Annotated in this window: 14 protein-coding genes; 3 read left to right on the top strand and 11 right to left on the bottom strand. The window is 67.2% G+C overall.

Going from position 1 to position 12,033, the window contains the following annotated elements:
- Window positions 1–43 precede the first annotated feature (43 nt).
- On the bottom strand, window positions 44–1,327 hold the full coding sequence (locus HALNA_RS09905; protein ID WP_049936222.1) for a hypothetical protein: 1,284 nt from the start codon (window positions 1,325–1,327) through the stop codon (window positions 44–46).
- Window positions 1,328–1,610: 283 nt separating this feature from the next.
- Between HALNA_RS09905 and HALNA_RS09900 the strand changes: the two genes are divergently transcribed.
- Entirely contained in the window at window positions 1,611–1,958 is a 348-nt protein-coding gene (locus tag HALNA_RS09900) for a nuclear transport factor 2 family protein (RefSeq protein ID WP_049936221.1), read from the top strand.
- Here the strand turns inward: HALNA_RS09900 and HALNA_RS09895 are convergent.
- Entirely contained in the window at window positions 1,955–2,227 is a 273-nt protein-coding gene (locus tag HALNA_RS09895; RefSeq protein WP_049936220.1) for a HalOD1 output domain-containing protein, read from the bottom strand. The two genes, HALNA_RS09900 and HALNA_RS09895, sit on opposite strands and share 4 nt — an antisense overlap.
- Window positions 2,228–2,388: 161 nt before the next feature.
- Window positions 2,389–2,811 (bottom strand): VOC family protein, encoded by a 423-nt coding sequence (locus HALNA_RS09890; protein WP_049936219.1) that lies wholly within the window; start codon window positions 2,809–2,811, stop codon window positions 2,389–2,391.
- A gap of 121 nt (window positions 2,812–2,932) precedes the next feature.
- On the opposite strand from HALNA_RS09890, the gene HALNA_RS19375 reads away from it, so the two are divergent.
- The gene (locus HALNA_RS19375) at window positions 2,933–3,097 is read left to right on the top strand and encodes a ribbon-helix-helix protein, CopG family (protein ID WP_084509975.1); all 165 of its coding nucleotides are present in this window, start codon (window positions 2,933–2,935) and stop codon (window positions 3,095–3,097) included.
- 12 nt (window positions 3,098–3,109) lie between these two features.
- On the opposite strand, the gene HALNA_RS09885 is transcribed toward HALNA_RS19375, so the two are convergent.
- The gene (locus tag HALNA_RS09885; RefSeq protein ID WP_049936218.1) at window positions 3,110–3,472 is read right to left on the bottom strand and encodes a DUF555 domain-containing protein; all 363 of its coding nucleotides are present in this window, start codon (window positions 3,470–3,472) and stop codon (window positions 3,110–3,112) included.
- Window positions 3,473–3,595: 123 nt separating this feature from the next.
- On the opposite strand from HALNA_RS09885, the gene HALNA_RS09880 reads away from it, so the two are divergent.
- Entirely contained in the window at window positions 3,596–4,198 is a 603-nt protein-coding gene (locus HALNA_RS09880) for a DUF7344 domain-containing protein (protein ID WP_157573501.1), read from the top strand.
- Here HALNA_RS09880 and HALNA_RS09875 read toward each other — a convergent pair.
- The 7 genes from HALNA_RS09875 to HALNA_RS09845 form a co-directional block, all read right to left on the bottom strand.
- The gene (locus HALNA_RS09875; RefSeq protein WP_049936216.1) at window positions 4,182–4,763 is read right to left on the bottom strand and encodes a hypothetical protein; all 582 of its coding nucleotides are present in this window, start codon (window positions 4,761–4,763) and stop codon (window positions 4,182–4,184) included. The two genes, HALNA_RS09880 and HALNA_RS09875, sit on opposite strands and share 17 nt — an antisense overlap.
- Entirely contained in the window at window positions 4,750–5,850 is a 1,101-nt protein-coding gene (locus tag HALNA_RS09870; RefSeq protein ID WP_084509973.1) for a DUF3179 domain-containing protein, read from the bottom strand. Before HALNA_RS09870 ends, HALNA_RS09875 begins: the two co-directional genes overlap by 14 nt.
- Window positions 5,851–5,943: 93 nt before the next feature.
- Window positions 5,944–6,552 (bottom strand): ferritin family protein, encoded by a 609-nt coding sequence (locus HALNA_RS09865; RefSeq protein WP_049936214.1) that lies wholly within the window; start codon window positions 6,550–6,552, stop codon window positions 5,944–5,946.
- Window positions 6,552–6,875: a 2Fe-2S iron-sulfur cluster-binding protein gene (locus tag HALNA_RS09860; RefSeq protein WP_049936213.1), complete on the bottom strand. Its 324-nt coding sequence runs from the start codon at window positions 6,873–6,875 to the stop codon at window positions 6,552–6,554. The genes HALNA_RS09865 and HALNA_RS09860 overlap by 1 nt, the downstream gene beginning before the upstream one ends.
- 321 nt (window positions 6,876–7,196) lie before the next feature.
- A complete protein-coding gene (gene lysW, locus HALNA_RS09855; protein ID WP_049936212.1) occupies window positions 7,197–7,361 on the bottom strand; it encodes a lysine biosynthesis protein LysW in 165 nt (54 codons plus the stop codon).
- A 322-nt stretch (window positions 7,362–7,683) separates the two neighbouring features.
- Entirely contained in the window at window positions 7,684–7,971 is a 288-nt protein-coding gene (locus HALNA_RS09850; protein WP_049936211.1) for a DUF4242 domain-containing protein, read from the bottom strand.
- Window positions 7,972–8,049: 78 nt separating this feature from the next.
- On the bottom strand, window positions 8,050–11,931 hold the full coding sequence (locus HALNA_RS09845; RefSeq protein WP_049936210.1) for a PAS domain S-box protein: 3,882 nt from the start codon (window positions 11,929–11,931) through the stop codon (window positions 8,050–8,052).
- Between the last annotated feature and the right edge of the window lie 102 nt (window positions 11,932–12,033).

Raw genomic sequence — 12,033 nt, 5'->3', positions numbered from 1 at the left:
TAAAAGGTACCGAGGCGTGCAAAAATTCGTGACCGAACGCCGCTCACTCGGCCGCGAGCCAGGTGCCGGCCAGACCCGACGCCCACTCCGGGCGTCGCTCCCACGGCACGTTGGAGGGGAGGGCGGTGACGACGGCCGATCCGGCTCGCAGGCGGTAGGCGTAGATGGTCGTCCCGGCAGCGTCGTAGAAGACGCGCTCCCATTTCCGCCCGGCGAACGACACGACGCCCTCGGAGCCGATTGTGTCGGTCGGTTCGGTCGCCGCCCGCGCCGCGTCGACGGAGTCGAACGCCTCGACGTACACCGGCGACGAGTCCCAACCGGCGTTGGCCGTGCCGAACATGAGGGTCACGCCGGTCGTCCGGCCGCTGGATTTGACCGGCTCGAACAGGCCGGTCAACGCGGGTTCGAAGTCGTCGAGTCGCTCGCGGTAGGACGTCGTGTCTTCGAGGAGGGCCACGCCATCGTCTCCGTAGGCGTAGAGTTCGTTCAGCCGCGGTTCGTTCGTATGGTCGCGGACGGGATGGCTCGTCGGGTGGCTGTGGGCGTGGGTGAAGACGCGGTGACCGCTCGGGAACTCGTGGGTGTGCTGGTCGATACCGTCGCCGGCCGTCGATTCGTCGATGTCGGGATGTGCCAGCGTCTGGAAGTCGTCGTCCTCGCTCACGAGCGCGACGATACGGTCGCTCGCCCCGCCCGGCACCAGCATGTCGTACAGCGGGCCGTAGACGGGGCGACGCGACAGTTCGTTCGAGACGTACTCCTTGGTCGTGACGCGTCTGTAAAACGACTGTGCGCGGGAGATGGCGGCGTCCTGGAACTGTCGGTCACCACGTCTGACACCGCGTTCGAAGTCGCGGACGTAGACGTTGTCCGGGATTCGAAGCGCCGGATCGACCGCGAAATGCGGAACGAGGGCCGACTGCACGAACTCGGCGAGTTCCGTCGTCGCCTCACGGACCGCCGCCACGTCCGATTCGGTTCGGGTCTCCGCCGCCGCGAGTTCGGTGAAGACGGTGAGAACCCGATTGGCCTGCACCCGGAACTGGGTGATCGCCGGGTTGTACTCGGCCTCGAACCACTCGAACTCCGAGAGGACGTTCGCCGTCGCGGCGGCCATCTCGGCGTTGGCGACGGGTGTCGCCGTCGCCGTCGCCGTCGGTGCGTCGGTCGTGGGTTCGGGCGTCGCCGTCGCGGTGGGTTCGGAGTCGCCAGTCGACCCACTGCTGGCTCGTGTCCCGTCGGCTCCGCCGCCGAAACAGCCGCCGAGCAGGTTCGACTGGGCGAGTGCAACCGCCGCGAGGACGCCCCGTCGCGTAACGGACATTCGGTCGTGACGAGACGAAGCGAGCAGTTAGCGCTTGTGGCCGTGGTCTCGCCGTTGATAATTCCAGCGGTGAGACGGGCGGTACGCTCTTAATCCGCGACACCGTATAACACGGGCATGAACTTGCCTTCCAGCACCACGCCCGACGGCCTGTTCGAGTATCTGATGGCGTTTCTCCTGCTCGCGGCGGTGCTAGCGTATGCCATCCTCTATTTCGGTGCGTAGCGACCCCGTTCGGTCGGGTAACGTTCATCATAGTGTGGGCGAAACGGAGCGTGTAGCCATGACGACCGAATCCGTACTGGACCACCACCTCGACGCGTTCACCGCACAGGACCTCGACGAATGCCTCGTCGACTACACCGACGACTCCGTCATCATCACCAACATGGGCACCTTCCGGGGACTCGACGAAATCGAAGAGCTATTCGCCGGGCTGTTCGAGGAGTTCTCGCAGGACGGATCGACGATCGAACTCGACCGGAAGACGGTCGAAGACGAGTACGCCTACATCGTCTGGCACGGAGCGACTCCGGACAACGACTACGAGTTCTGTACGGACACGTTCGTCGTCGAGGACGACGTGATCACCCGGCAGACGTTCGCCGGCAAGATCGAGCCGAAGGCTTAGATACGGACGAGCACGCGGCCGTCGCCGTGGACGGTCACGGTCGTCGACTCGACCTCGAACGACACTGTCGTCTCCGAGGACCCGGCGACCAGAGCGTCCAACGCGTCGGGATCGACGTAGTCGAACAGCGGTCGCTCGCAGTCCTCGAGCGCCGACGCCACCGCCTCGGCGACGGCGACGCTCGGCGAGTAGTCGCCGTCCTCGTCGTCGAACCGGGTGATGTATGCGCCACGCTCCTCGCTCCACGACACGCCCGCGGTGTCGATCATCGGCTCGGCCCTCCCATTGGCGCGGCCGGCCGACCGACGCGATCCGACGGGTTGGCTCGTCGCAGGTGTGACCCGCGTCGTATGCACATGTGGGTACCGGACCGATTACTCGTGGGTCCGCCGAGAAGTTACCGTCTCGGGAGAATATACCTTGTGGCCGGTTAGCCGGTTTCCAGCACCTCGACGAGGTTCCCCTCCGGATCGCGGACGAACAGGATTCGCGTGCCACTCTCGGTCGTCCGGGGCTCGCTCACCGTCTCGACGCTCGGATCGAGGTCGGCGTAGAACGCGTCCAGGTCGTCGACGGCGAGGCCCAGATGTTTCGCGCCGGGCTGGTTTACGGCCGTGCCGGTCGCATCCGGTCCGTCGGGGTCGTACTCGACGAGTTCGATCCGGGCGCCGTCGAAGACGAAGTGAGCGAACCGGCCCGTCGCGTCGTCGACGCCGACACCGTCGGCGAACGCCTCGCCGGAGACGCTGAACCGCTCGGCTGGACCGAGATCGAACGTCTCCCGATAGAACTCGACCGCGCGGTCGAGGTCGGCCACGGTGACACCGAAGTGATGGGGGGCGGGACTGGTCACGTCGTCCCGGCGGGCGGCCGGCGACAAAGCCGTATCGATACGGGGACCGAACGGAGTCACACGCGTGCCGGACGACCGTCTGACGGAGCTATTTGTAGGCCTCACGCGTGACATCCACTCCATGGACGAGGGAGACGGATTCGCCGGGATGGAGACGGTAACAATCGAACTGGACGCGGAGACGCTCGACGAAGTCGACGACATCGCCTTCTCGGACCACCGGGACAACCGTGCCGCGGCGATCAGGACGCTGCTCGACGAGTGGCTGAAGACGCGAGAGGAGTGACGGGCCGTCGTATCAGGACGCGTCGTCCTCGTCCTCGGTTTCGACGACGTCGATGACCGACAGCGGCACGTCGCGGAGGGCGCCTCCGACTTCGCTTTTCGCGATGCGGGTGGCGTGGTTCTCCCCGTCGGCGTTGAACACGTCGATTTCGAGAAGGAGGCCGACGAGGGCGGTGTTGGCGGCGATGAAGGCGGAGTCGAACGGTTCGCCACAGGCCGGACACGGAGTGACGCCGACTTCGACTTCGACGTACTCCTTGTCCTGTTGGTTGAGGCGCTTGCCCGCTTCGCTGACTGCGACGCCGATGGCGTCGTCGACATCTTGGACGTCACGTACCAGCCAGGCCGCCTCCATAGCGACGAGGTAGTTGCTCATACGTGCCACAGGCCGTCGAGTGCCTCGTGTCTTGTGGTTCGTCGGCGCGGTATGTATCATCCCGGATAATTCGGCCGCGAGTTTTAAGATGCTGGTAGTCCGCCTATCTGCATCCACTGAGTGATGAGTAACCAGACGGGGACGGCGCCGCCAAGCGATCCCGACACGTCGGCAGAGGAGACGGATCGCCCCACGGAGCCGACGGAACAGGAAGTGTTCGATATCCTGTCGAATCGCCGGCGTCGGTACGCGCTGTACGCCCTGCTCGACGACGATGCGGCGACCATCGGCTCGCTCGCCGAACAGATCGCCGCCTGGGAGAACGACTGCACCGTTCCCGAGGTGACACCGACGGAGCGAAAACGCGTCTACACGGCGCTCCAGCAGTCACACCTCCCCAAACTGGAGCGGACTGGGCTGATCAGTTTCGACCGCGAGAGCGGCCGGGTCCATCCCACCAACGTCGTCGGCGAGATGGACATCTACCTCGAAGTCGTCGGCGAGGAGCAGCTGTCGTGGGACCAGTACTACCTCGGCCTCTCGGCGGTGGCCGTCGGCATCGTCGCCGCCGTCTGGCTCGAACTCCCGCCGTTTCGCGCCGTCTCGCCACTCCTCTGGCTGACGTTCGTCGTCGGCCTCTTTGCCATCTCGGCGACCATCCACAACTACCGCTCGTCGGGGCTCGACGCCGCCAGCGAGCCGCCGGAAGTCAGCCGCCGCTCCTGACCGCGTTCGCGTCGAGCGACCGGGCGGCGAGAACCAGGCTGCCACCGAGCAACAGCGCCGTCGCCGGCGTCGCGTACCCGACGACGGTCAGGAGCGCCCCGCTCGCGCTCACGCCGACGGCAAACAGCGCCGCCGACCCACAGCAGGCCGCGCCCGTGAGGAGCGCGGGAACGCCCGCTAGCAGGCCGGCGGACTCCCCGACGCCACAGGTCGCCGGCGACCGCCACACCACCACGGCGACGGCGAGGTTTGCCCCCACCAGTACGGCGAGGACGAACGCCACGGTCACGTCCAGCGGCGAGACGAGGAGGCTGATCGGCTCGGCGACGACCCGGGCGACGGGTTCGAACGAGAACGGCCGCGTGCGGCGGAGCGCCCGGGTGAACGGGTCGTCGACGACGCGCACGGCCCACCCCCGGCCGCCGAGCGCGAGGTGGCCGATAGCGGCGAGATAGAGCGGGAGGTAGCCGGCGACACCGACCAGAAACGCCGCCCGCCCGTCGCGGCGCCGGAGGGCGGCGGTCACCGTCCGGACCGTCCGACGGCGACGATCAGGGATAGGCATGGAGCTCGGTGTTGGGGTAAAAGCCCGCCCACGCGAACCACATCGCCTCGACGCCGTGGGCGCGGTCGAACGGGAGGGAACCGGGGGCGTAGCGCTCGCCGTCGACGACGAGGGCGCCGTCACCCGTCGCCTCGGCGGTCGCTCCGGCCGGGGCGCGGTAGGCGTAGCCGGAATCGAGCGCCGGGTCGTGGACGAAGACGAAGCGGTCGTCGCCGACGGCGGTGTCGACGACGCCCTCCCTCGCGAGCCACGCCATCTGGACCGCCGTCGCGCCCGTCCCGGTACGGACGCCGAGGACGACGGTCTTTGGCTCGAGGCGGTCGTCGGTCACGAGCGGGTCGAACATGGTGGCCTGGCGGGCGTAGTAGCCGCGCTTCGGGGCGTAGGAGCCGTACGGATCGACGCCGTAGTTACGGACGTAGCCGGTCTCCTCGGAGAGCACTTCGGTGTCGGGATGGCGGCGTCGCCACCGACCCCAGGAGGTCCAGACGAGGTCGAACTCCCGGAGCGCCTGCCCGGCGAGTGAGCCGTCGATAGCCGTCGCGAGCACCTGTGGCCACCGGCTGTCGGTCGCGCGGTCGTACATGATGAGGTTGCTGTTGACGAGATTCCCGGAGACGCCGAAGGTGGTCTCCCCGCGCTCGAATCCCAGGATCGTGCCGGTGAGCGGGCAGTAGGTAACACTCACCGGCGTCCCGTCAAGGCGGTCGTTGACGATTTCGTGGTGGACGAGGATCTTCCGTGGGTAGGCCCGGACCGTCCCGCCGGCGACGACGCCGAACACCAGGTCGTCGTCGCGCAGGAAGGTCGCGGCGTCGGCGTCGACGACGGTTGGGTCGTCGACGGCTGGGATGCCGTCCTTGGGCACCCCACCCGAAACCGTCGCCTCGCGGAGGCGGCCCGCGTCGTGTGGGACGACCGGGGCGCGGTCGGCGGCCGGGGGCGCCACCCGGGCGTCGGCACTCCGGGACGGCGTCGGGGAGGGTGACGTAGATCCCGGACCCAGGCCGCCGAGACAGCCCGCCAGCGCGCCGGTGACACCCACGCCGAGCGCCAGCATCCCACGCCGTGTGTGTCGTGACTTCATACCACGAACAGGGGTGCGACATCAAAAAAGGTACCACGGCAATGCGCGGCGTGCACACAGCGCCGAACGGGTTCTGACGCAGTGCCAGACGGTCTATCGGTCCCGCAGGGCGTCCCGAAGGTCGTCGGCCGCGAGACGGACGGTGTAGCCGGCGACGGCCTCGGCCGCCGCCCAGTCGTCGCCCTCGGCCCGGGCGTCGAGAGTCGCGAGGCCGTCGTCGAGACAGGCCGCCGTCTCGTCGCGCAGGTCACGAAAGAGCGCGGCGCGATCGGGGTCGGCCGCGAAGAACTCGAGCAGGCGTTCGTGGGTGCGCAGGCTTACCAGCGTCCGGCCGACCATCCCGGCGGCGACTTGCTGGATCGGTTCCTCGCGACCCCGGAGGTAGGCGTGCATCGGGCCGGCGCGTTCGGCGCCCCCATCGCTGGGGTCGTCCATCGCGGCACGAACCCGCCGGAGGTGGTCCGCCTCCTGGTCGGCCACCGCGGCGAACGTCTCGTGGAGGTCGGGGTCGGCCGCATCGGCCGCCCACTCGCGAAACGTCTCCCGGGCGGCGTACTCGCTGTCGGCGGCGGCGCCCAACAGCGCAGCCGGATCGGGGTCGTCGTCGCCGGAGAGCGCCACCAGTAGCTCCGGCGAGCCGAGCAGGGAGAGCGCGTCGGCGTGTTCGGCTTCGACCGCCGCCCGGAGACCGTCGGCGTCCATCAATCGTCGTCCGCGGCGGTGGCCGCCGCCTTCGCGTCCTCGATGCTCGGCGGATACTTGCCGCGGTGGAGTTTGAGGTCGCTCTGCGGGCGGGCCATGCAGGTCAGGGCGTACGACGCGGCCTCGTCCTCGGTCAGCGCCCGTGCGGCCGGCTGAGTCACCTCGCCCTCGATAATCTCGGCCGAGCACGCGAGACACATCCCGACGCGACAGGAGTACTCTTGGGCGATGCCGGCGTCGAGACACGCCGACAGAATCGTTCGTGTCTCGGGCACCTGAATCGTCTCGCCGGTGCCCACGAACTCGACGGTGTAGTCGGTCATGTCGCGGCGTACGGGCGACCCCGGCAAAACTCTTTACTCCGATTCCGACAGCCCCAGTTCGACCGTGTGTGAGCCGTTCACCCGGTCGAACCGGCACGTCCGACTTGCGTCTGACACAAGATATATATTATTACAGACCGGGTTTCGTAACGAGACGCAGGGATTCGGGGGCAGTTGGTAGGGGTACTTTCGGTCCCCGAACGCCTGCGGCAGGTCTTTTATCGACGACGTGTTCTCGGAGGCACACCTGTAACGAGTTCGATACGTCGTCGACCGAGCGGCGGCGCTGACGGGGTACAGGCGATAGAACGAGTGGGGTCGTTACTCGCCCCAGTCCTCTTCGAGTTCGGGGGCGGCGTCCAGTTCCACCGGATCGACACTGATCACTTCGAGTTCGGCACCGCAGGTTCCACAGTCGACGATCTCTCCAACTTCCAGATCCTCGTGTAGGGTTACCTCGGCCCCACATTCGACGCACTCGGGCATAGTCGGCCACAGTTTTGTTGTGGGGGGACTTGAAGGATGCCTTTCGGCGCCGAAGGCGGATCGTTGCGCCCTCGTAGGGGCCGCTGTCGGTCAGTACCGACGATGCGGGTGGCGACCGCCGGCACACGGAGCCACGCTCATAGCGTTTATCGTAACTGGGTACCGGTTGGTCGCCGGACCGTCTTGGCGATCCACCGGTAATGATTTACAATAAACACTATCATAGGGAGTGTCGTAGCCAGCGGAGGTCCAGCGATCCTCGACTGGCCGTTGTCTCCGATTCGGGCGAAACCGAACCGATGAACAGTGACGATAATCCGTATCAGTCCTCACCGGCGAGGGGTTCGCCCTGCTGATCGATTCGCGTCGCCGGCAGGCCCGCGCGGTCGGCGTGTTCGCGCACTGCGTCTTCGCTCTCGGCCTGATAGTGACAGAACGTCCCGGTCACGTCGCCGTCGTCGTTGGTCAGCACCTCGGAGTCGACCCAGCGGATGTCGACGCCTTCGTCACGGAGTTCGTCGAGCGTCTCGCCCGACTTCTCGGCGGCGTCGTGGAGGTCGTCACGGCTGATCGGTTCGGGCAGTTCGCGGAGGATGAGGTAGTCGTCCATACGCGATCCGAACGAGCGACCGAGACCCGTTAAAACCTCGGGCTGGATGCGCCGGTCGCGCCCGGGCGCACCCCCCGCTCACGCGCCGTCGAGGGGCAGCCGTTCGGGTGCCGCCGATCTGAGGCGGAGTTCGATCGTCGTCCCGTCGTCCGTCCCTCGGCGCCGCACCTCCCCGCCGTAGGAGTCGATCACCCACCGGACGAGCCACAGGCCGAGCCCACTGCTGTGGGTGAGCTGTGTGATCTCCCGTTCGCCCGTGACGACCCGCCACTCGTCGTCCGGGATGCCGCTGGCGTCGTCGTGGAGGCGGACGGTGACCCAGTCGTCGTTCGTCGACGCATCGATGTGGATGGTCGGCGACGGCCCGTCGTTGTGGACGACAGCGTTCTCGACGAGTTCCTCGAACACCCTGGTGATGTCGTCGTCGGCGTGCACCCGGAGCGAGTCCGGCAGGTCGAGCGACAGGTCGATTTCGGGGTAGCGCTCGCGATACCTCTCGGTGAGCCGGTGCAGGACTGGCACCACGTCGACGGGGCTGGTCGCCTCGCCCCGCCGGCCGATCATCCGCTCTATCTCCTTTGCCTTCTCGCTCAACCCGGCGAGTTCGTTCGCGTTGTCGCGGAGGGTTCGCGCCTGGGCGGCGAGTTCACCGTCGAGACGGTCGACCAGCCACTCCGCCGAGAGCATGATGACGTTCAGGTCGTTGCGGAGGTTGTGCCGCAACACTCGGTTGAGAACCTGTAGATATCGCTCGCGCTCTTTCTGGTCGGTGATGTCGGTGTAGATGCCGAATCCGTACTGGGTGGCGTCCCGGTGGTACGGAATCCCGCGGATCAGGAAGTCACGGCGGCCGTCGGGCGTCTCGCGCTGGGCTTCCACGCTCGTCTCGTCACCGATCTCGACGGGCGACGCGGCCCCCGACTCCTCGGCGGGGACGATCAACTCGTCGAGTGCGCGCCCTCGGATGGCGTCGGGGTCGTAGCCGAACACCTCGGCGAACGCCGGGTTGACGTGCTGGACCACCGCCACCCCGTCCCGGATCTCGACTTCGACCACCGGGTCCGGCAGGTTCTCGAAGAGATGTCGGAAGCGGTCGCGCTCGACTTCGAGCTGGGCGCGGGTCTCGGTGAGTTCGTGGATGTCGGTGACCGTCCCGACGATGCCCGACTCCTCCACCTCGTCGGGAAACGTCGAGAGCGCGAGTTCGACCGGCCGGTCGTCGCTGCTCGCCGTCACGAGCGTCGTCTCGAAGGTGACGGTTCGTTCGCCGGACCGGTCGTCGAGCGCCGCCAGCGTCTCGGCGAACCGCTCCCGTTCCGGCGCCGAGACGACGGTTTCGAACGCTCGTTCGTCGAGTTCGTCCCGGTCGTAGCCGAGGAAGTCGGCGAACGGCTCCGTGACGAAGGTGAACTCGCCGTCCGGATCGAGCAGGAGGACCATCTCCTCGACGTGTTCGACGACGCGCCGGAACCGCCGAAGCGTCGTCTCGCGGTCGATACGGTCGAGGGCGACACGCGCCGTCGTCGCCAGGAGTTCCGCGAGTGCGACGTCCTCGTGGTCGAAGTCGTTCGGCTCCTGCGAGCCGATACCGAGGGTGCCGTGTTCGCCCAAGGGGAGGACGATGGCCGACCGGAAGGGGCCGTAGTCCGCCTCGGTCTCCGCCGTCAGATCGTCGACGAGGAGCGACTCGCCCGACTGGAACACCTGACCGGCGATCCCCTCGTCGGCGTCGTACATCGGCGGGGTAGCGAGTCGTTCGGCGCCGGCATCGGAGAGGGCGGCCGGGGGAAGCGTCCCCTCGTCGGCGTCGTGGAGGCGGACGATATTCGAATCGTAGCCAAGCACGTCGACCGTCGCCTCGACGACGAGGTCGGCGAGTTCGCGCTCCGTCCGTGACTGGACGAACTCCTGGGTCGTCTCGAGCAGGTCATCGAGGATGCGCTCGCGCTGCTTCCGGTTGGTGATATCCTTGAAGTAGACCGAGATGCCGTCTTCGTCCGGGTAGGTGTTGACGTCGAACCACCGCCCCATCGGCTCGAAAAAGGCCTCGAAGGCGATCGGCTCCTGTGTCTCCATCGCCTCGGTGTAATGCCGATAGAAGGGCGTATCGACCGCTTCCGGAATCTCGTCCCAGAGGCGTCGTCCGAGCAGGCTCTCGATGTCGTAGTTCGCCCCCATCGCACCGCGGAGTACCGTCGCCCCCTCCTCGTTGGCGTACGTGATCCGCCAGTCGTCGTCGAGGGCGAAGAAGCCGTCGTCGACGCGTTCGAGGATGCGTTCGAGTCGATCCCGGGTCTCCTCGATCTCGCGCCGGTAGTCGTCCCGTTCGAGTTCGTACTGCAACCACTGGCGGATCACGTTGATCACCGTCGTCTCGGTCGTCGAGAAGGGCGCCTCGCGGGCGTCGGGGTCGACGAAACAGAGCGTGCCGTACAGTTCGCCGTCGATGTGGACCTCGCCCCCGGCGTAACAGCCGAGACCGTGGGCGTCGTAGGCCGGATCGTCCGCCATCTCCTCGGCGGCGTCGGCGACCGTCATCGTGTCGTCCTCGTCAGCGGCGATGGTGTGTCGACAGTACGTCGAACCGAGGTCGGTCTCGACGCCGGGCTGGACGGACGGGTGATTGCCGTGGCTCCGTACGATCTCGAAGTGATCCGTCGCCTCGTCGATCCGGGAGAGGAAGGCGCCGCTCGTGCCGAGATACGAACAGCCAAAGGCTAGCAGGTCGTCGATCTGGTCCTCGAAGGAGCGGTCCGGATCGGCGGTGATCCGGTGGAGCCGTTCCAGCGCCTCGCGGCTCTCGCGCAACGCCCGTTCACGTCGCTTCCGTTCCGTGATGTCGTAGCCGACGGCGATGATGCTGTCGACCGCGGTGTCGTCGCCGTCGGAGACGGGCTGGAAGGAGAGGTCGACGACGTGTTCTTGGGCCGCGCCGCACACCTCGATCTCGAGTCGTGTCGACTCGCCGGCCGCCGCGGTGTCGATCGCCTCCCGAATCCGCCGGCGGCCGTCCGTGTCGCCGGCCCACCAGGGAGTCTCCGGAAACGGGCGCCCCTCGATGTCGCCCTCGACCGCGTCGATTAGGTCGAGCGCCGGCCGATTCACCCGCCTGACCCGGCCGGCGGTGTCGAGGACGGTCGTGAACGACGCCGGGTGGTCGAAGACGGCTTCGAACTGTCGCTGGCGGTCCCGGAGGAGACGTTCCTGTTCTTTCCGGTCCGCGACGTTCCGGACGAACGAGAGCACACAGTCCCGACCCACAATCGTCGCGGGTTTGAGGCTGATCTCGACCCAGGTCGGCTCGTCGCCGTCGTCCATCAGCCACTCGAAGGTCGCCGGCCCGTCGGCCACGGCGTTCCGGATCCGATTGCGGGCTTCGGCCACCGTGTACGGTTCCGTGCCGGCCGCGAATTCCTCGATCCCGACCGACTCCGGGTCGTCGGGATCGTAGCCGAGCAGTTCGGCGAGTCGGGCGTTCGACTCGAGGACGGCCCCGGTCCCGGGGTCGTGGATCGCGATCCCATCGGTTGCCTGCTCGAACACCTGCTCGAACTTGCCCCGGTCGCGGCTCCCGGCGACGGCGTTTTCGATCCGGTTCGTGACGATGTCCCGGTCGATCCGGCCGTCGATTAGCGACACCACGTCGGTCGCGCCCGTATCGAGTACGCTCCGAGCGGAGCACTCGGTGTCGACGGCCAGCAAGACCGGCAGTTCCGGAGTTCGCTCGCGGATCGCCGAGAGCACCGCCAGTCCGTCGATCGAGGGTGGGTCGTGAACACAGACGGCACAGTCGACCACGGTGTCGCGCAACACCGCCCGTGCCCGCCCGATATCCGTCACCGAGTGGATCGTCAGCGATTCGTTGGCCTCGGCGAGTTGCTCACCGAGTCCCAGTGTGTCCTCCCCGGTCGGTTCGACCAGGAGAACCTCGATATCCGACTCGGCTACGGCGAACGTCATTCGGTATCCACATCGAAGCGACCGACTATGGTAAATGTGGCGTCCCGACGGGGTCGGTCGGATCGGTGTCGCCGGAGGCCGAACGGTGGCGTCCAGAATGTC

It is taken from the genome of Haloplanus natans DSM 17983, assembly GCF_000427685.1.
Taxonomy (GTDB): Archaea; Halobacteriota; Halobacteria; order Halobacteriales; family Haloferacaceae; genus Haloplanus; species Haloplanus natans.
This window is presented reverse-complemented; position numbering and strand designations above follow the sequence as displayed.